This is a genomic window from Natrinema pallidum DSM 3751, assembly GCF_000337615.1.
Taxonomy (GTDB): domain Archaea; phylum Halobacteriota; class Halobacteria; order Halobacteriales; family Natrialbaceae; genus Natrinema; species Natrinema pallidum.
On sequence record NZ_AOII01000113.1, the window covers coordinates 60,882 to 80,292 of the forward strand.

Consider the following 19,411-nt stretch of genomic DNA (forward strand, 5'->3'; position numbering starts at 1 on the left):
GATAGATACGAATGGAATTCACAACGATACTGCTGTTCGCTACTGCGGCCGTCGCGAGCCTGTTCATGGCCTGGGTGATCGGTGCCGGCTCGAGCGGCGCAACGCCCTTCGCGCCGGCCGTCGGCGCGAACGCGATACCGACGATGCGCGCGGCGTTTCTCGTCGGCATCCTCGGCTTCGCTGGAGCGGTAACGCAGGGCGGACGCGTCTCGGAAGCCGTCGGCACCGGTCTCGTCGAGGGGATCACGCTCCCGGTCGGCGGCGTCATCGTCGTCCTGCTGATCGGTGCCGGGCTGATGGCGATCGGCATCGCCACCGGCTATCCGATCGCGACCGCGTTTACCGTGACCGGCTCGGTCATCGGCGTCGGCATCGCGCTCGGCGGCGATCCGGCCTGGGGGAAGTACGCCGAAATCGGCTCGGTGTGGGTGCTCACGCCGTTCGTCGGCGGCGGTATCGCATACGGGATCGCCAGCGTCCTCCCGCGGCCGGACGTGCCCGAGGCCGTCAGCGTGCCGCTCCTCGCCGGGATCGTCGGCACCGTCGTCGCGAACCTCGAGTTCGCCTTCCTCTCGTCGGTCGGTGGAACGTTCGCCGCCGCCGGAGCCGCTGCGGTCTCGGCGGACGGGACTGCCGTAACGGCCGCGATTTCGCTCGGCATCGGCGTCGTCGTCGCGGCCGCCGTCCGCTGGGATATCGGCCGCGATCAGGCCGGCGGTCTGCGCCGGTTCCTGCTCGCACTCGGCGCGCTCGTGGCGTTCTCGGCGGGCGCGAGCCAGGTCGGACTGGCCGTCGGCCCGCTGTTTCCGCTGCTCGCGACGGTGCCGATGGTGTCGCCGATCGCGGTGTTGCTCGGCGGGGGTGTCGGGATTCTCGTCGGGTCCTGGACGAGCGCACCGCGGATGATCAAGTCGATCTCACAGGAGTACGCGTCGCTGGGCCCGCGCCGGTCGATCGCGACGCTCGTCCCCTCGTTTCTCATCGCCCAGACCGCGGTCCTGCTCGGGGTGCCGGTCTCGTTCAACGAGATCGTCGTGAGCGCCATCGTCGGCAGCGGACTTGCGGTCGCCGGCGGGGCCGGCGTCAGCCCCCGCAAACTGGGGCTTACCGTCGCCGCCTGGATCGGCTCGCTCGTGCTCGCGTTCGGACTGGGCTACGGCTCGATGTCTCTCGTCGGCCCGTAGCGGAAACGCGACACCAGCCCGATCCGGGCGGGTTCGAGCTGCGGTCTTGCCAACTCGAGACGACCGTCGTTTTCGACGTTCCGACCACAAATACTACCGCATTTCGGCCTCTCGGATACGAATAGGGCGAATCATTCGGATCGAAAAGCACCGGTTGATGAATCGCAGTTCCCGCGTTCCCTAACACAGATCATGATCGACCCGGTCTTCGCAAGCAGGGTACAGTTCGCACTGACCACCATCGTCCATATCGTCTTTCCCGTGATGAGCATGGGGCTTGCACCCTTTCTCGTCTACTTCACGTGGAAAGACATCCGCACCGGAAAACCGATTTACGAGCAGTTGCGACGGTTCTGGACGCAAATCTTTGCGGTCAGCTTCGTCGTCGGCACCGTGACCGGGATCGTCCTCGAGTTCGAGTTCGGTACCAACTTCGCGGCGTTTTCCATGACCGCCGGCGAACTGTTCGGCGGCCCGCTCGCGCTCGAGGGGATGATGGCGTTCATGCTGGAGGCGACGTTTCTCGGGATTTTCGTGTTCGGTCGCGAACGCGTCGGAAACGTGTTGTACATGTGTTCGGCGATCGCCGTCGGGCTCGGAACGTGGCTCTCGGCGCTCTGGATTCTGATCGCCAACTCGTGGATGCAGACCCCGCGGGGCTACGAACTGGCCACGGAAAACGGGCGGACGATCGTGCAGTTGGTCGATCCGGTCGCCGCCTACGCCAACCCGCGGTTCCCCTGGATGTTCGTCCACATGCAAAACGCCGCCGTCGAGTCAGTCGCGCTGTTCATGGCCGGGCTCGGAGCCTACTTCGTTTTCAGACACTACGTGTGGGGGTATCCGGTCGAGCACATCGGCTTCTGGGAGACGACGCTCAAGTTCGGCCTCCTCGCGCTGCTCATCACCGCGCCGTTGCAGGTGCTCCACGGCGATCTGTATGCGAGACACGTCGTCGAAACGCAGCCACAGAAGTTCGCCGCGATGGAAGCGGTCTGGGAGACCGACTCCTACGTCCCCGAGTACATCGTCGCGTTCCCGACGAGCATCCAGGAACTCCTCGATCCGCGGGCCAAGGACATCTTCGGCATCGGCATCCCCGGCGGGGCGTCGTGGCTCGCCAGCGGCGGCGATCCACAGGCGACCATCCAGGGACTCGAGGAGTTCGGCGGGCCCCAACCGCCGGTCGCGATCGTCTTCTGGGCGTTTCGGCTCATGGTCGCGCTCGGCTTCTGGTTCATCCTGCTCGCCGTCTGGGGCGGCTACCGCTGGTGGCGGGGCGAACTCCTCGCGGACGACCTCCTCCACAAGGCCCTGATGATCTCGACGCCGCTGGGGATTTTCGCGGTCGAACTCGGCTGGGTCGTCACCGAGGTCGGTCGTCAGCCGTGGCTCATCCAGGACGTCTTGCGAACGAGCGAGGGCGTCTCGACGGGACTCACGGCTGTCGAAGCGACGACGACGCTCGCCGGGTTCGTCGTCGTCTACCTCGGACTGCTCGCGCTCTATACGTACGTCGTCGTCCGGCTCATTCGTGCCGGCCCGCCGAAGGTGGAGGGTCCCGAACTGGACGGGGCGGGGACGCCCGCGTCGGAGGTGCAGGCCGATGACTGACCCGGTCTCGCTCGCGACCGACCCCCTGTTCGGGCTCCCGCTCGCGGACCTCTGGTTCGGGCTGTTGTTCTGCATCTTCGCGACGTTCCTGTTCCTCGATGGCTTCGACTTCGGGGTCGGCGCACTGTTCGCGACCCGCGAGGACGCCGACGAACGCGAGCAGTTACTGTCCGCCATCGGGCCGTTCTGGGACGGCAACGAGGTATGGCTCGTCGTCTTCGGCGGCGCCATGTTCGCGGCGTTCCCGGCGGTCTACGCCAACCTGTTCAGTCGCCACTACCTGCTGCTGTTCGCGATCCTGGGTGCGCTCATTCTTCGTGGGCTCGCCCCCGAGATGTACGAACAGCGCCACGACGAGGCGTGGCAACGGTGGTGGGGACGGGCGTTCGTCATCGGCAGCCTCACCGCACCGTTCTTCCTCGGGATGTTCACGGCGAACTGGCTGCTCGGCGCGACGACGATCGTCACGCTTCCGGGAGTCGTCGTCGGATCGGCCGTCGTCGCGCTAACCGTCGTCGACGGCGTAGCCTTCCTTCGACTGAAGACGCGCGGCGACCTGCGTGAGAGCCTTCAAACGGACGGCTACCGCGCGCTCGTGGCGTATCTCGTCCTGGTCGTGGTGACGCTGGGATACGTCTACGGAGCGGTTCCCGCCATGCGATCGGCCCTGTTCTCCGCGCCGGTCGCCGCGCTCGTCCTCGCCACGCTCGTGCTCGCGGGAGTGTACGCGGCGGCGACGCAGGCCGACCGCTACTACGTGGCGTTCGGTGCCACCGCAGGCCTCGTCTTCGCGCTGGTCGGCATCGTCGCCGGTCTGATGTATCCGGCCATCGACCGCGCCGGCGGGTTGACGGTCGAGACGGCCATCGTCTCGACGCTGCCGCTTAACCTCATGTCGATCGGGGCGGCGATCCTGCTTCCGCTCATTTTCGTCTACTTCGTGGTCCTCTACTCCGCGTTCAGCGGTCCGGTCAGGGCAGGTGAGTCGTACTAATGGGCTCCGACGACGATCGCGTCGATCGACCGCCGAACGGGTCGTGGATCGAGCCGTCGCCGCCGCGGCTGGGCTCCCGAATCCTAGTGACGTGGCTGGAACTCACGATCGTCGGCATCACCGGCGGTCTCCTCGGTGCGACGGTCGGTGGCCCGCCCGGGTTCGTGATCTATCTGGCAACGACCCTGCTCACCGTCGGCATCGTCTTTCACAACGTAAACGAACTCGTCAAAGCATGGCTCCGAGCCTCGCAGAGCGGGAGCGCGATCGAGTGAGTGGAGAGACGGTGCTCGCGGGCGGTGGAGCCACGCCTACCGTTTCTCCTCACCTCGCAGGCGTTCACGCCGTTGCTCGAACTCCTCGTCGGTGAGGTCGCCACGAGCGTAAGCGCTTCGCAGTTCTTCGAGGGCGGGGTCGGTCCGGCGGCCGCCGGCTCCACGAACGGCGCGGTACAGGAGGTATCCGAGGCCGAGAAACACCAGTAACGGCACGACCGCCATGAGCAGCCACATCCACGTGGCTCCGGTGGCGCTCCACATCCCTCCCCTCCACATGTGACCACCGCTCCAGACGCCCATCATAGGCATCGCGAGCGCCATCACGAGAACCGGCAGCAGGAGGATCACGGCGATAACGACTACCAGTGTCCGAATCAGTGACTCATCAGTTGCCATACGTCGTCCTTCGATCGCCGGAGTCTTGAACGGTGTGGGGGATACCGATCGCCGGGAATCGATCGTCCGTCCGCGTTAGTTCCGTCGACAGCCACTCCCGAACATCGGGTTCGACGGAGCGGACCCGACTCGCAGGGAATCCACGTCGCTCGAGCCGACACCGACTGGCGGCTACGAACCACTCTTTGACACACGTGCCGACCACCCGCGGTCGACGATTGTGACCAGATAGGACCCCCAGATCGAGAGCACAACGGCGTATCCCGGACCGTGCAGTAGCACCGACCACGACTGGTCCTGATAGAAGAAGCCGATCCCGACGGCCAGCACCGCGAGGTTCCAGGCGAGGACCGACCGCGGGCCGAGAGCCGACGGGAGATCCGTCGTGGGAACGAGCCCGGCGACCCGATCCTCGCCTGCGTCACCGCCGTCGGCTCCGGGAGCCCACTCGAGCGAGCGGGCGACGAGCAACGAACCCGCGAGCGCGACCGGCAGCGCCCAGCCGAGGAAGAAGAAGTGCAGCGCGCCGGTCTCGATCCACGGGTCGGGGATGCCAAGCGGGACGCCAAACAGGATGAACGGCGCGAAGCTCGCCGGGCCGAGAAGCCACAGCTGGGCGACGAGAACCGAGAGCGCCGTCCCGTTCGACGTGCCGGCCCGGTAGGTCCGGGCGAGCGTGTAGACGTACAGGACGTAGCCGGCGGCGTACAGGACCAGTCCGATCGCGGTCACCGTCTTCCCCATGCCGAGGACCGGCCCGACGACGAGCGGGACGATACCGGCCGCGAACAGCGGAAACGAGTAGCGTTTCAGGCGGTCGCTGTACAGCGTCGCGTCCACGAGTCGCGGAAAGAGATCGTACAGCGTGCCGATCGCCGCGAGGCCCAGAAATCCCCACGCGTTGGCGTGGACGTGTGCTTCCCGGAGTCCGTACCAGCCGCCGGGGACGTCCCAGCCGTGGCTGTACAGGCCGAAGGCGAGCGTGAGCCCGATCAGGTAGACGAACGGCGAGAGGAGGGAGAAGCCGACGGTCGGGTCGCGCGCTCGCCCGTCCTCGCTTCTGACCGCCATCACGAGAACGACGGCGAACAGCCAGCCCGTGAGCAGCCAGATCGTCCCGAGACCGACATCGAACAAGAGCGGCTCGCCGGCGGCGCGCCCGTACCAGGCGAGCAGCAAAGCGCCGTTCAGTCCGAGGAAAACGGTTCCGAAAGCCCGCGTCGACGGTCCCGGTCGCTCGAGGATCCGCGCCGTCAGCTGTGGCAGTGTGCCAAAGAGCAACTGCGTGAACGCACCGATCGTGACGAAGTGGATGTGCGTCCACGTGATCCACGACACCTGTGGGACGAGTCCGAACCCCTGGAGGCCCTGATAGCAGGCGAGCGCAAAGCCGACGAACAGGAAGCCGATGCCGGCGACGTGAAACGGCGTCATCGAGAGCGGCGGATCGGCCGCCGATCGGCGAGCGGACTGCCGTTCGATATCGGTTGGTGCGGATCGCCGTTCGGCGTCCGTCGGACGTGAGTCACGTGGATTCGGATCGGGCATACACGTTCGTTCGCTCGGCCGCTGTGTATCGGTTATCGCGAACATTGGGGGAAGGTTCGAACATGTTCGAACTCCCTGCTACGGTGTTCGATCGCCAACATCGATACCGATGCCACGGGCGAAACTCACCGTTCACCTCCCCGAAGCGCTCTGGATTCATGAAATCTCGACTGCCTATCCCGACACCACGTTCCGAGTCAGTTCGGTGCTGCCGGGAGCGGACGTTGCGATCGGCGTCATCGAACTGGCGGCACCGAATCCGGTCCCGATACTCGCCGCGATCGACGACCGGCGCGATATTCGGGACCTCGAGTTGCTCTGGAAACACGACGAGACGGCGCTCCTGCAGGTCGAGACGGCGAACGCGTCGCTGCTCGCGCCCATACAGCAGGCCGGCGTTCCGATTGAGACGCCGTTCACGGTCGAAGACGGCGTGGTGACCTGGGAACTGACGACGAGCGCGGACCGGTTATCGACGCTCGGCGACACGTTCGATGAACACGGGATCGAATACCGCATCGAGTACGTCCACGCCGTCGACGCGAGTCGCGCGCAGAACCTACTGACGGATCGGCAGCTCGAGGTCTTCCTGGCCGCTCTCGAAGCAGGGTACTACGACGTCCCTCGTGAAGCGACGCTGACGGACGTCGCATCGTCACTCGGCGTGACCAAGTCCACCTGTAGCGACGTCTTGCACCGCGCGGAGAGCACGATCGCTCACTGGTTCGCCGAGGAACACGGCCACGCCTCGTACGAGCAGTGAGTACGATTTCCCCTTTCGTTCACCCGCGCGTGAGCCGTCGACGCCATCCGACGGCGAGTGTCGGCCGGGTCGCCGACGGCAGGCGTCGCGTCGGTGCGGACGAATCACGATATTCGCCCAGCAGCCGCTATTTCGGCGATTGGACCAGATTAGCCTTATCGGCCTGCTCCCAATTGTGCATATGGATGAGTTCCCTTCCAACAACGGTGCCGATCGAAGCGTGTCCCGGCGAACGGTTCTCGTCGGGTCGACTCTTACCGGATTGACCGCACTGGGCGGGTGCCTCGGCGGGGACGAAAACGCGGACGCGGAAGCCCCCGACCCGATCACGATCGAGGCCGGGACGAGCTGCGACAACTGTACGATGGCGATCGTCGACTATCCCGGCCCGGTCGGGGAGTCGTTCTACGACGACGCCGAGGAGCTGCTCGGGGACGACCGTCCGGCACAGTTCTGCAGTAGCCGCTGTACGTACGCGTTCACGTTCGACCACGAGGACGACTCCGAACCGATCGCGACGTACGTGACCGACTACTCGAGCGTCGACTACGAGATCGACACCGGCGACGACGCGTCCGAAATCAGCAGCCACGTCGAAGCGGAGCACTTCGCGCCGGCAGCCGACCTCACGTACGTCGTCGACAGCGAGGTCGAGGGCGCGATGGGCGCATCGATGATCGGGTTTTCCGACTCCGACGACGCGACCGCGTTTCAGGACGAGCACGGCGGCGATCGCTACGAGCACGAGGACGTGACGCAGGAACTACTGATGTCGCTGATGTGATCGCGAGCGGCTCGACGGAATCGAATTCGCGAACGAAAACTACCGTTTTATCGCCCAGGTCGCGACGGCGAGCGAGACGCCGGTCCAGATCGCAAGCCCCAGCAGGCTGGCCACTGGCGATGCCGTTCGCGGCCCGGTCCCCGGCGCCGTGACGACGGCGCTCTCGAAGACGAGCCCGCGATACGCGCTGAGAGGGCTCACCGCGAGCGCGTGGATGAGCGATGAATCGCCGAGATAGCCGTTGGCGAACCCGTAGACGAGCGCGAGATCGAGTCCGACCAGCAGGACGACCAGCGCGACGACGGACAGCGCGAGGGCGCTTCGCGTCCCGCTCACGAGCGCCGAGATGGCGAGCGCGACGGCGAGGATCGACAGCGCGAACAGGGCCGTCAGCACGACGAACCGCGCGAACAGGACGGGGGAGTCGGTAGCGGCGTGTGAGGCGTACCGGCCGAACGGCTCTTCGCGGCTGACGAAGACCGCTCCGCCGACGAGCACCAGCGGGACGACGATCGTCACGAGAAGGCCGACGGCCCTGCCCACGTAGACGCCGAGGACGAGTTCGCGAGGGTCGATCGGATACGTATCGAGGACGTCGAGTTCGCCCCGACGCCGATCGCCGAGGATCGCCCGGTAGCCGAACGCGACGGCCACGATCGGCACGAGGAGCTCGAGCGGCGTCAGGAGGTCGACGACGGTCGGTACGAAACCGGCCCTGACGCCGCCGCCGACCCACGCGGTTCCGACCAGGACGGCGGCGAGCGCCGCCCCGAGGACGACGAAGGTCCGGGTTCGGGAGACGGTCCTGAGTTCGCGGCCGACGACGCGTTCGATTCGGCCGACGGAATCCGGTGGATCGGTCGCCGCGGTCGATTTCGTCGCTGGTACATCGCCCTCGACATCCGTCGACGCGACGTCTTCGCTCACCGGGTTCGACGTGCTGGTCACGCGGTCTCACCCTGAACTCGAACGCTGTGGAGGTCGCCGACGATCGACTCCTCGTAGACGGTCTCCAGCGAGCCCGCCTCGAGCCGGTCGCACAGCGCCGCGGGGTTTCCGTGCTCGACGACGGTGCCGCCGTCGAGGACGACCACCTCGTCGGCCGTTCGCTCGACGAGTTCGAGATCGTGCGAGCTCAACACCACCGCGGTCCCGGTGGCGGCGAGTTCGTCGGCGACCGCGAACACGTGCTTGCTCATTCCCGGATCGAGTCCGGACGCGGGTTCGTCGAGGACGATCAGCGGCGGGTCGCCGATCGTCGCCTGTGCGATCCCGACGAGTCGCGTCATGCCGCCGGAGAGCGCCTCGACCGGACGGTCCGCGGCATCCGCGAGTCCGATGCGCTCGAGTTGCGTCATCGCTTCGTCGCGCTCGCCGCCGACGAGCGACGCGTAGAACTCGAGCGTTTCGAGGACGGTGAACCCGGGCCGAAACTCGGGCCGCTGGGGGAGGTAGCCGATCTCGCGTACGGCCGCCGGCCCGTGATACGCGATCGTGCCCCCGGTGGGTTCCTGAAGCCCGGCGAGCGTTCGGAGCAGCGTCGTCTTTCCGGTCCCGTTCGGGCCGATCAACGCCGTCACAGCCGCCGATCGAATCGGAACGGAAACGTCCCGCAGGATGGTCACGTCTCCGTACGCGAAGTCGACGTTCGATGCCTCGAGTAGGGGTGTCTCTGCAGTCATGGGTTGGTAGTGAGTGTTCCGTCGCAGGTCCAGGCGCGATCGGCCTGATCGGTCCGTTCGAGCAGTTCCGGATTGTTCGGCTCGCACGCGGGAGCCACGTCGGTGATGCTGCCGGTTCGCATTCCGGACACCGACTCCTCGAACCCGGAGAGCGCGTCGAGCGCTGGTGCCCGGGCGAGCGTCGCCGCGCCGTCAGTACGGTGCAGCCGTCGGTCGACGGGGTCGGTCGGCGAGTACGATCGGGACGGCGGATCGCCGTCCGCGATGCTGGTCCCGCCCTGCCAGTAGTTACCGCGTCCGTCGTGGGACCAGATGCGTAGCGGTCCGGAACCGGCAGTGGCGTGGTCGTCGTTGGCGACGAAGTCGTTCTCGACGACACGGTTCGTCGGGAGTATCACCCGATCGTTGACGCCCAGTTGGTTCCCCGCGAAGACGTTTCGCTCGTAGATCGACGCGGCCGCCGCCAGCTCCAGCCCGACATCGTTGGCTTCGAAGACGTTCTCGGCGACGTACGTGTCGGTGCCGCCGACGTAGGACCCGGTCACCGAGCCCCTGACCTCGTTGCCGACGATCGCGTTCCGCTCCGGCCCGGTCATGACGTAAATCCCCGTATCGATGACGTCGGTCAGGCGGTTGTCGGCGAGCAGTGCGCCGTTGGTGTGCATCAGGTGGACCCCCAACAGGCTTCCCTCGATCTCGTTCTCCCGAACCACGATCCCTTCCGATCGGTACGCGTAAATCGCGTCCCGCCCGTCGACGATCGTCGTCTCCTCGATCACGCCCGGCGACTGGAACGCCATGATACCGGCGAAGCCGTCCTCCCAGCGCTCGTTGCCCCGAACGGTCGCGTTGCGAACGACAGTATCGGGGCTTTCGCGGAGTATAATCCCGTTCGAGGGCGTCTCGATGGTCACGTTTTCGATCGACAGCTCGGCGGCGACGTGGGCGGAGATGGCGGCGTCTGCGCCGGTGTAGTAGGTCAGGAACTTCTCGTCCCAGGCGTCATCGTCGATCGACTCTCCGGGGACCTCCTCGGCTCCGGAGGCCATCGGCCCGACGCCGGTGATCTCGAGGTTCCGGATCCCGACTCGGGGTTCGGTCACCGTCACGACCGACCCGTTCCCGTCGCCGTGGATCGTCGCCCCGTCCTCCCCGGCGAGCGTGATCGGGCGATCGATCCGGACCGTCTCTTCGTACGTGCCGTCGGGGACGAGGACCGTGGTGTTCGCGGGCGCTTCGTCGATGCCCTCTTGGACGGTGTCGACGTCCTCCCCGACAACGATCGATACCGGTCGGTCGGCCTGCGCGACTGTCGACTTCACGACCGCGTCGACGCGGCGGTCCTGCTCGTCGACGCGGTCGCGGACGACCGTCGCGTCGTCGGTGTCGAACGACTCCTCAAGGGTTTGCTCCCAGGTGTACACCTCGCCGCCGTGGGCTTCAGTGAACGCCGCGGCGTCCGCTCGGTCGGCGAACGGAACGACGGTCTCGCCCGACGGCGTCCGCGCGTCGCTGCCGACGACGAACCAGGCGTCCGTCGCATCGATCCACGACAGCGGTCGGTCGGTGACCGGATACCCGTCGTCCTGTAGCTCGACCGTTGCGTCGCCGTAGTCGGTGACGTACACTGCGAGCGGATAGCCGAACCGCTGATCGTGTCCCGCCTGGCGTTTGGCGTCGACGAACGTCTCGACGCCGTAGTAGCCGACGACGTACTGGTACTGCGAATAAAACACCTGTGTCCGGGGCAGAGTGACGTTCTCGTTGAGGCTCTGTTCCGCCTCGAGCGTGAGTCCGACGGAGACGGTTTCGTCGAACGGGACCGGATCCGGCGGCGCCGGATCGGCGTCGCCGACGAACAGGCCGCCGGTGCCGAGTGCGGCGGTGAGCATCACGGTGATCAGGACGACCTCTCGGGATGGCCAGTACACAGGTGCAGTTCGAACGTGGAAGAAAAAGCGCCTCTGGTCCACCACTCGAAAGCGGTCTCCAGCGGCTATGTCCGACTCCTGGCCGCATACGGTCCGGCGGAGTTCGGGACCGACGTGGCACGGAGTCGAGACGGCGATCGCCGGGTCCGTTCGGAATCGAGGTGGTGATTCCGGGGCTGGGAACCGTTCAGCGGTAAATGCGCGCCCGGGCGTTCACGCGGTTCGCGACGGAGGAACGAGCATGACGTTCCCGTTTGCCCGCGCGACGATGTCTTCGGAGACGCTCCCGAGCAACAGCCGGCGGAGCCGGCTGTGACCGCGCGATCCGACGAGGATCGTCGTCGGCTCGTACTCGTCCTCGGCAGCGAGGATCTCGTCGGCGGGATCACCGTGCCGGACCGCGGTTCGCGTCTCTATCCCCCAGTTTTCGAGTTCGGTCGCCAGCTCCGACAGCCGCGCTTCGGGGTTGGCGTCCTCCGGGAGCGACGGGTCCTTCGGCGTCTCGACGTGGACCAGCGTCACCTCCCGTGTCGCGTGGCGCAAGTACGAGAACGTCTCGAACGCCCGCTCGGCGTTCTCGGAGAAATCCGTTGCGTACAGCATCCGCCGGAACAGGTGCTCGCGGAGAACGTCCGGCTCGTCGGCTTCGCGTTCGATGCGGTTGACGAGCAGCGGCACGACCGTCGTCCGCGCCAGATTGCGCGCGGTCGATCCGATGACGCGGTTCTCGAGCGGACTCTTCCCGCGCGAGCCGACGACCGTGAGGCTGGCACCGATCGCGTCGGCGATACCGTTGATTCGTCGATGGGGCGTGCCGCGGACGACGTGTGCTTCGGCGTCGAAGCCGGCGTTTTCGATAACGCGTCGGTAGCGAGTGAGCGCCTGCTTGCGACGGTCCTCGAAGTCGATGCCGGGCATCCCGGCGTGTACGTTCGACGGGATCACGGTCACGAGGTGGATCTCCTCGACGCCGATTCGATCGAGACACTCGAGACACGTCTCGTTCTCGATCGTCGCCTCGCTGGCGGCGGAGAGATCGGTCGCACAGATCGCTTTCATACCGGTCGGAGGACGCGACAGTATAATGTTGTTTGGGTAAGTCAAGACCATTGCCGAACCATCGGTTGCGGGTGAGCCGTTCAACGAGGACGACGGTCGGTGCGGTAGTCATACCGTTCCTGTTATCTCGTAACAAGAGCGTCGTCTATTCGTTCCAACCGCGCGCCAGCGGCAGCGCACGATAGCCGGGCCTCCTCAGTATCGGTATAACGTATCCGAATATTCCCGTTGGATAGCCGTGAGATGGATGGCAGTAATATTGTTCAACATTCCCAAAAGCGTTATAGCCATTCTCCGAATAGACGATACTGAGCAGAAATCCATGACTCGAACACAACTGCACGGCGGAGGTCGAGCCCGATGATCGACCTCGCAGCGTATTCACCGGCGGTACAGGCAGGCGCACTCGTCGGCACCGTCCTCCTCGAGGCGGTCGCCCTCTACGTGGGGTACGGCACCGTAGAACAGGTCGCGAAACCACTCGTCGAACGGATCACGCACACATAGATGGCCCTCTTCGGAATCGCGCTGACGATGCTCGCGTTGTTCGTGAGTTTCGGCTTCATGGTCGGTGTGTTGTTCGGCTTCTTCGGCATGGGTGGGTCGTTCCTCGTCACGCCCGCGTTACTCGTGATGGGGTACCCCACCCGCGTTGCCGTCGGGAGCGGGATGGCCTTCGTCTTCGGGACGGCCGTGATCGCGACGCTGAAACACCGCGACCTCGGGCAGGTCGACTACAAACTCGGCGGCCTGATGGTCGTCGGAACGACCGCGGGTATCGAAGTCGGTAGTCACCTCGTGTACTCCCTCGAAGAACTCGGACTCGCAGGCGGCGTCATCGGTGTCACGTACGTCTTCCTGCTGGGCGGTATCGGGGTGTTCGTCAGCTACAACGCGTTGCGGTCCGACGGAGCCGACGACAGCGGCGGCGGCCACCACGAGGCCGCGAACCGGGACATCGACCCGGACGATATTCCGGACATCGCAAAGCGGATTCAGTCCTACAACGTCCCGCCGATGATGACCCTCTCGGGCGGACTCGAAGTATCACTGTGGATGATCCTCGGCGTCGCGTTCGCCACGGGACTCCTCTCGGGCTTTCTCGGCGTCGGCGGCGGCTTCATCCGCATGCCCGCCCTGTTCTACCTGATCGGCGTCCCGGTGCCGATCGCGGTCGGGACCGACCTGTTCGAGATCGTCATCTCGGGGGGGTTCGGTGCGTACACCTACGGACTCAACGGCGGCGTCGATCTCTCGATCGTCGTCCCGCTGCTGGCCGGGAGCGCACTCGGTGCCCGTATCGGCTCGGCAGCGACCAGCGTCGTCAACGAGGACGACATCAAGATCTACTTCGGGCTGATGCTCCTGGGTGGCTCGGTCGCCGTCGCCTTCCAGCAGTCGGCCGGCTACCTCGGCATGCCCGTGCTCGACACGATCGGGTTCGTCCTGATCATGCTCTCGGCGTTCATGGTCAGCGGGGCCGTGATCTACAACACGATCACGACGATGCGAGCGCGGTCGAACGCGTCCGCGACGGCCGCCGACTGACACCGGCGACGCCGCTTGTTCCGTTCCGGCCTCGGCTCATCGACATTGTACAATATTCACACAACCCTTATACCGCCACGGTTCCTACCTCGAGACAGTAACATGGCCAACTCGATGGCGGAACAACTGCAACAGGACATGGAATGCGAGGGGCTTCTAGAGTGTATCCACGGGCTCAAGCAACTCGACAAGGAGTGTTTCCGTGTACTGGTCGGAAGCGAGGACGCACTGACGATCGACGAAGTCGCCGAGCGGGTCGACCGCGAGCGTTCGACCGCGTACCGATCGATTCAGCGACTGCTCCAGAGCGGGTTCATCCAGAAAGAGCAGATCAACTACGATCAGGGCGGCTACTACCACGTCTACTACCCGACGGACCCGACCCAGATCGCGAACGACATGCAGCGGATGCTAAACGACTGGTACGCGAAGATGGGACAACTCATCCAGGAGTTCGAGGACAAGTACGAACACGCCGAGGCCGACACCGAAATCCCCGCTCAGAGCTAAGGAATCGTCTCGCGGCTCCCTCTCGTTTGCCACACACGACCTCCGTCCTTCGGTTCGACCAGCGCCCGTCTATTGAGCAATACTACTTTCCGCGCGGCGTCTCGACGAGGATGAGACAGCGGCTCGCTTCGCCTCGATGCTCGAGGAACGGCTGGACGAACAGCTTCGATCGCGAGACCGTGTGGGTCGCTCTGGCCAGCGCTCACGGAGACTACTCCGCACGCTCGAGGCGCTCGGTCCCGAGGCCGAGATGTGGGGCCGAATTCCACGTCGCCGGACTTCTGCCGAATCGATCCGGGACCGCGATTACGGGTGGCCCACCACTCGTTCCGGTGACAGCTGACGTCTTCGGTGACCCGACTCGAGCAGTCGGTGGGCATCGACCGTCGACGACCGATCGAGGGACGGACGAACGAGTACGCGGACGCGTTCACGACCGCAATCGTGGGGGGTAATCCGGTAGTCGTGGAGAGTGACTCCCCTCTCAGGGCGGGGTGGGCGACCCGGGGACAGCGTCAGCCGTCGACGTCACCTGTCTCCGGACTGTCCCGCTCAGTTGCACTCGGTCGGTCACCGGGAACGTCCGCATCCGCCATCAGCAGGACGCGGCGCTCGGTGTACTCGAGGCCGTTCTTGCGCTGCCGGTGCCGTTCGATCGCCAGTCGGTTCTTCGAGAGTTCGAGCAACGCGTCGATCGTCCTCGAGACGAGTTTCTTCGCGTAGCCGTCGCTGATCCCCGTCTCCTGACGGCGAATCCAGTGTTTCATATCGCTCGCCGTAACGTACTCCCGGACGGGTTTGCACCCGTTCTTCCACGGGTTGTCTCCGACGGCCGGATCGGTGCGAGCCTTCCAGAGTTTCGCAGCGAGCCGCGAGGGGAGCGAGGACGTGGTTGCACGGAGGCCGTCGTCGTCCATCGTCGCGAGTTGCTGAATCGGCAGGAGGTCGCCGTGTGCTAACGCGACATCGCCGCCGCGATCGAGCGGGTCGTCGCTGTCGGGCAGTCGGAAGTACTGCCCGCCGTCGTCTTTGCTGACCCGTTCGAGGCGACCGCCGGCGACGTCGAGTTCGCTCTCGTCGACGTTCGCCGCGAGCAGGTGGGCCCCCTTCTCGAGTTCGCGGGCCTGGAGTTCGCCGATGCGGTCCTTGTTCGCGTTCAGTTTCCTTTCGTGGGCGTCGAGCCGCGCTTCGAGCGGCGGTCGCGTTCGCTCGAGTTCTTCGACCCGGGCGTCGAGACGCTCGTTTGCCGCCCGCTCCCGTTCGAGTGCGGACTCGAGGCGGTCGAGGTGGTCGGTCTTCCGCGCGAGGCTGGCTTCGAGCGCGTCGACCCGTTCGCGAAGCGACTCGAGTTCGGTTGCGAGCGTCTGGACGGTCGATGCGGTCGGTTCGGAGTGGTCGGCGTTCGTGCTCATGTCGGTGGCGGCTGTGGGTGAGATCGAGTGGTTGGCAAGCCGATGCGGTCAGCGGTCCACGGAGTCCGAACGGGGGGCGACGAGCGCCGGCCGTTCGTCCGTCGCGAGCGAGCGCGGGGGGCGGTACGCACATCGCTGGTTGGGGTAGTACCGCTGTGCGAGGACCTTCGCGGCGTTGTAATCGGCGTAGACCGTTTCGACGCGACAGTCCGGGTTGGTACAGCGGAACGTCTGGTGGAGCCGTCGGTCGCCGATGGTCCCGCAGCCGTGACACTCCTGGGAGGAGTAGGCGACGGGCACCGTCGCGACCTCGATGCCGTACTCGGCGGCGACCGCGCGCAGGCGCAGATGGGCCGTCGGGAGCAGCCACGCCGTGCCGCGGTGGGCGTTCGGATCGGTCAGCCACGCCCACAGGTCCGGCTCGTAGTGGCTGTCCTCGGTGACCAGCACGGGGCGGTCGTACGCGCTCGCGTAGTCGCAGATTTCCCGCGCCGCGTCGTCGAGGGCCGCGAGCAGGGCCGCCCGACGGTGTCGGACGTGTGCGACGATCGTCTCTCGATCGGCGTCGCCGGCGAGCAATGCAGCGACGCGGTCGCGAAGCGCGTCGAGGCGATCGCAGAGGTCGTCGCCGGGGATCGCGTAGGCACCCTTCCAGTCCGGCATGGGCGACGGACACGCGGTGTAGAGGTTGTGCTCCCCGAGATCGACGCCGATCGCGGTGCGGTCGGCGGGACGCGTCGCGACCGCCGCTCTCCGGTCCGACGGGTGGGTGTCGCGGCCGCCGTCGGTCGCGATCCACGGGTCATCGCCCGAGGTTGTGTGCTGATCGGGATGTGCAGCCGATACTCCTGACTCATGAGCCCTACAGTTATGGGCTCGGAGACGCTCTTTTCGCATGGGTCGTTCAACCCTGTAAGGGGATGACCCGCCCCGACGTGTGGCAGCACGTCGGACCTTTCAGGCCCGAACGGGCAGGTCACTACTCCTATTATCACGTGGACCACTAATATTTTACTGTGGAATTCACAGCGAATCCATAGGATATGGTTCTATATTTATAAGATTGCACTCTGCATAACGACTCATCGATACTACTATGAGTTCTACAGTGGCACCCACGAGCGTGGTAAGACAGCGAGCGGAGTGGATGCGTCCAGTTGACGAGAAAATACTCGAGACGATGCGTGATGAGGGGAACATGACTCCCAGCGCCCTCGAGCAACTGGACGTAACAGTTGCCAATTACGCAAGCAACCGTCTCTCGAAGATGGCTGACTACGGGCTCGTCGAGCGTGTCGCCCAGGGTCTCTATCGAATTACTGACGACGGAGACGCATTCCTTAATGAAGAACTGGATGCAGACGAACTCGAGCCAGTCGAAGACACCGAGTAACGATCTCTGCGTTAGTTCCCTACTCAGGACGCGGTTACTCCGTTGGTGAACACGAACTTTAGAGTTCGTGCTATCGAGTGATGATTTTTAGATTTGAGATTTGAGAAAGATAGAACGCAGCAATATTATGGAAGTCTCTACGGCTGATTTCGGTTATACACACGATCAGTCGCCATTCGTGTGCATATTCAGGAAACGAATTTTGTCAGCGTGCAACCCCAAGGTGGAACAGATGAACGGAGGAAGGAATATGCTCTTACACTATCTGGTAGACTATGGAAGGGAACCAATTCGATCTAACTAATATTGTAGGTGTCACATTACATGAGGCTCAATCAGCCGGGGAGGACATTTTCACGATAGTACTCTTCGAATTCACTAACTAACATATTCACGTGCTCATCCAAATTCTCTTCATCCATCTGCTTCGGATGGGGGAATGCTCTGTCAACTCCCCAGCCATGATCAGTATAGAGATTAATCAAATAAGTGGTTTCAGGCAGGACCAATATCACTGCACCAGTTACGTCCTTCGTTGTAGATAGGCCGAATTCGTTCCCAGGTAGCATCAAAACGCCCTCAGCCCGTTCAATTCCATCTGACTGTTCCAACGCTTTGATACCAGATTTCGTTAGAGGCTTTTCACCAAGACTGTCGAATTGGATATGCTCTACACCACATACAGGACACTCTTGGCCAAGATAGTCTGTGGAACGATGAGATTCAATTTTCCGATTACGCTCTTTTTGGAACGTTTGGAAGCTCTCGGACTCAATAACCTCTTCTGGATTATCCAACATACGATCGATGATCTTCTCAGATTCGTCGTCTGAAAGATCTGTAGTGATTAAATCAGCTCTGTTAAATAGAAAAGTGCCCCAGTCCTTGTTCAATATTTCTTGTGGAACTTCGACAGAACCTTCATCGGAGACCTTTGTCCCACGAAATCCATCAATAGATGACGGAGATATACAAGATACAAAGAGCATCTGAGGGAATTTAAAATACAAATGTATTTTACCCTCAAAATCCACAATCGTTGCATCAATGCCACGGTCTGAATAGAACTCCCACTTATCGGGAACGTCTTCTGCAGGAGATTCCATATCGCCAAGGAAGAATATATGATGATCTCGTTCCTCTTCCGTGAGTGTGGAGTTTCCTATGAGTAAGTCTCTCCACTCCTCTTTTACTTGATCGACTGTTTTCTTAGAATCGTCATCTAACATGTCTAGAGAAGTTCGATCAGCTTCAAGAATGCGCCAAGAGATTGAGATGATAAATTTTTTCAGCCAACTATCGTATTCAAACTTCTCCTGTTGATTGCGAATATGGGGGTAGAACACTCCCCCCGCGAATTTTCCCTCCCAGTCAGAGAAAATTTGCTCACAATCATGGCATAGCATTGGTTCTTTGTAATCTTGAATTCTCGTATCAGGATTTTCAGCCGTTCGAAGGAAAGGAGTCGCGGCTGACTTCTTAAGCCACCGAATGACAAAATTCGGAATTATATGACTATCCATCAACTCTTTTTCCTGTTTGCATAGGGCACATTCTTCTACCATGATGGGTCTAAGATTACTGTACCTAATTCAGGACCTTGTAAGTTTGCTATTGACTATCGGTAGTGTTCAGATAAGCTGATTCCATACGAAGCTGAACGATCTGAGCCAGTCATCGGCAGTTTCTGCTTCGGCATTGCTAAAGCAGTTTGAGAAACAGNTGTTCAGATAAGCTGATTCCATACGAAGCTGAACGATCTGAGCCAGTCATCGGCAGTTTCTGCTTCGGCATTGCTAAAGCAGTTTGAGAAACAGAGAGTTCGTCGTTTTATCTCTCGAAAGACACGTTCAACAGCATTCCGATTTCCATGTTTCTCGTATCTGAAATCGAAGCCGTGACGTTGACATGCATCTTGTAATGAGTGCGATCCATCGACGAGAAACACGGCGTCGGAGACGTCGTGTTTCTCGGAGAGTTCCGTAAGAAACGAATGAGCGAGAACCTTTGTTGTTGTCGGCTCAAGCTTCGTATGGAGCAATTCGTTTGTCTCGGGCTCAACTGCANTGCGATCCATCGACGAGAAACACGGCGTCGGAGACGTCGTGTTTCTCGGAGAGTTCCGTAAGAAACGAATGAGCGAGAACCTTTGTTGTTGTCGGCTCAAGCTTCGTATGGAGCAATTCGTTTGTCTCGGGATCAACTGCAGCGTACAGCCAATACTGCTCATTATTCAGTTGGATCACAGTCTCGTCAACCGCAACGTGATCCGGACACCGATCAGATTCGGGCTGTAGATCGGCCTTGTGAACCCC

At 63.0% G+C, this 19,411-nt stretch carries 19 protein-coding genes and 2 pseudogenes; 10 read left to right on the top strand and 11 right to left on the bottom strand.

Annotated features, from left to right (window positions below):
* Positions 1-11: 11 nt before the first annotated feature.
* From C487_RS18860 to C487_RS18875, 4 genes are all read left to right on the top strand, one after another.
* Positions 12-1,184, top strand: coding sequence for an inorganic phosphate transporter (locus C487_RS18860; protein ID WP_006187449.1), 1,173 nt, complete (start codon positions 12-14; stop codon positions 1,182-1,184).
* A gap of 192 nt (positions 1,185-1,376) precedes the next feature.
* Positions 1,377-2,798: a cytochrome ubiquinol oxidase subunit I gene (locus C487_RS18865; RefSeq protein ID WP_006187450.1), complete on the top strand. Its 1,422-nt coding sequence runs from the start codon at positions 1,377-1,379 to the stop codon at positions 2,796-2,798.
* Complete coding sequence (locus C487_RS18870) at positions 2,791-3,792, top strand: cytochrome d ubiquinol oxidase subunit II (RefSeq protein ID WP_006187451.1); 1,002 nt, start codon at positions 2,791-2,793, stop codon at positions 3,790-3,792. The genes C487_RS18865 and C487_RS18870 overlap by 8 nt, the downstream gene beginning before the upstream one ends.
* Positions 3,792-4,067: a hypothetical protein gene (locus tag C487_RS18875; RefSeq protein ID WP_006187452.1), complete on the top strand. Its 276-nt coding sequence runs from the start codon at positions 3,792-3,794 to the stop codon at positions 4,065-4,067. The genes C487_RS18870 and C487_RS18875 overlap by 1 nt, the downstream gene beginning before the upstream one ends.
* 36 nt (positions 4,068-4,103) lie before the next feature.
* Here the strand turns inward: C487_RS18875 and C487_RS18880 are convergent, their stop codons facing one another.
* Positions 4,104-4,466, bottom strand: coding sequence for an SHOCT domain-containing protein (locus C487_RS18880; protein ID WP_006187453.1), 363 nt, complete (start codon positions 4,464-4,466; stop codon positions 4,104-4,106).
* Between the two features lie 171 nt (positions 4,467-4,637).
* A complete protein-coding gene (locus tag C487_RS18890; protein WP_241431111.1) occupies positions 4,638-6,014 on the bottom strand; it encodes a hypothetical protein in 1,377 nt (458 codons plus the stop codon).
* 109 nt (positions 6,015-6,123) lie between these two features.
* On the opposite strand from C487_RS18890, the gene C487_RS18895 reads away from it, so the two are divergent.
* Complete coding sequence (locus C487_RS18895) at positions 6,124-6,777, top strand: helix-turn-helix domain-containing protein (protein WP_006187456.1); 654 nt, start codon at positions 6,124-6,126, stop codon at positions 6,775-6,777.
* Positions 6,778-6,958: 181 nt separating this feature from the next.
* The gene (locus C487_RS18900; protein ID WP_006187457.1) at positions 6,959-7,561 is read left to right on the top strand and encodes a nitrous oxide reductase accessory protein NosL; all 603 of its coding nucleotides are present in this window, start codon (positions 6,959-6,961) and stop codon (positions 7,559-7,561) included.
* A gap of 39 nt (positions 7,562-7,600) precedes the next feature.
* On the opposite strand, the gene C487_RS18905 is transcribed toward C487_RS18900, so the two are convergent.
* From C487_RS18905 to C487_RS18920, 4 genes are all read right to left on the bottom strand, one after another.
* Positions 7,601-8,488 (bottom strand): ABC transporter permease, encoded by an 888-nt coding sequence (locus C487_RS18905; RefSeq protein ID WP_152422549.1) that lies wholly within the window; start codon positions 8,486-8,488, stop codon positions 7,601-7,603.
* 17 nt (positions 8,489-8,505) lie between these two features.
* On the bottom strand, positions 8,506-9,243 hold the full coding sequence (locus C487_RS18910; protein ID WP_006187459.1) for an ABC transporter ATP-binding protein: 738 nt from the start codon (positions 9,241-9,243) through the stop codon (positions 8,506-8,508).
* Positions 9,240-11,174 (bottom strand): NosD domain-containing protein, encoded by a 1,935-nt coding sequence (locus C487_RS18915; protein ID WP_006187460.1) that lies wholly within the window; start codon positions 11,172-11,174, stop codon positions 9,240-9,242. The genes C487_RS18910 and C487_RS18915 overlap by 4 nt, the downstream gene beginning before the upstream one ends.
* Before the next feature lie 213 nt (positions 11,175-11,387).
* The gene (locus C487_RS18920; RefSeq protein WP_006187461.1) at positions 11,388-12,233 is read right to left on the bottom strand and encodes a universal stress protein; all 846 of its coding nucleotides are present in this window, start codon (positions 12,231-12,233) and stop codon (positions 11,388-11,390) included.
* A 360-nt stretch (positions 12,234-12,593) separates the two neighbouring features.
* Between C487_RS18920 and C487_RS21165 the strand changes: the two genes are divergently transcribed.
* From C487_RS21165 to C487_RS18930, 3 genes are all read left to right on the top strand, one after another.
* Complete coding sequence (locus C487_RS21165) at positions 12,594-12,740, top strand: DUF7512 family protein (protein WP_006187462.1); 147 nt, start codon at positions 12,594-12,596, stop codon at positions 12,738-12,740.
* Positions 12,741-13,781, top strand: a complete 1,041-nt coding sequence (locus tag C487_RS18925; protein ID WP_006187463.1) for a sulfite exporter TauE/SafE family protein — start codon at positions 12,741-12,743, stop codon at positions 13,779-13,781.
* A 102-nt stretch (positions 13,782-13,883) separates the two neighbouring features.
* Entirely contained in the window at positions 13,884-14,291 is a 408-nt protein-coding gene (locus C487_RS18930) for a helix-turn-helix domain-containing protein (protein ID WP_006187464.1), read from the top strand.
* A gap of 515 nt (positions 14,292-14,806) precedes the next feature.
* Here the strand turns inward: C487_RS18930 and C487_RS18935 are convergent.
* Together C487_RS18935 and C487_RS18940 are read right to left on the bottom strand one after the other, a co-directional pair.
* Complete coding sequence (locus C487_RS18935) at positions 14,807-15,703, bottom strand: hypothetical protein (protein WP_006187465.1); 897 nt, start codon at positions 15,701-15,703, stop codon at positions 14,807-14,809.
* A gap of 48 nt (positions 15,704-15,751) precedes the next feature.
* Positions 15,752-16,600, bottom strand: coding sequence for a zinc ribbon domain-containing protein (locus C487_RS18940; RefSeq protein WP_006187466.1), 849 nt, complete (start codon positions 16,598-16,600; stop codon positions 15,752-15,754).
* A gap of 250 nt (positions 16,601-16,850) precedes the next feature.
* On the opposite strand from C487_RS18940, the gene C487_RS18945 reads away from it, so the two are divergent.
* Positions 16,851-17,096: a helix-turn-helix domain-containing protein gene (locus tag C487_RS18945; RefSeq protein ID WP_049908298.1), complete on the top strand. Its 246-nt coding sequence runs from the start codon at positions 16,851-16,853 to the stop codon at positions 17,094-17,096.
* Positions 17,097-17,431: 335 nt separating this feature from the next.
* Here C487_RS18945 and C487_RS20545 read toward each other — a convergent pair whose 3' ends face one another.
* The 3 genes and pseudogenes from C487_RS20545 to C487_RS22130 all read right to left on the bottom strand — a co-directional run.
* Positions 17,432-18,661, bottom strand: coding sequence for a hypothetical protein (locus C487_RS20545; protein ID WP_152422550.1), 1,230 nt, complete (start codon positions 18,659-18,661; stop codon positions 17,432-17,434).
* A 161-nt stretch (positions 18,662-18,822) separates the two neighbouring features.
* Positions 18,823-19,161: pseudogene (locus C487_RS18950) on the bottom strand (IS6 family transposase); the annotation flags it as partial.
* Positions 19,162-19,294: 133 nt separating this feature from the next.
* A pseudogene (locus C487_RS22130) lies at positions 19,295-19,402 on the bottom strand (IS6 family transposase); the annotation flags it as partial.
* Positions 19,403-19,411 lie beyond the last annotated feature (9 nt).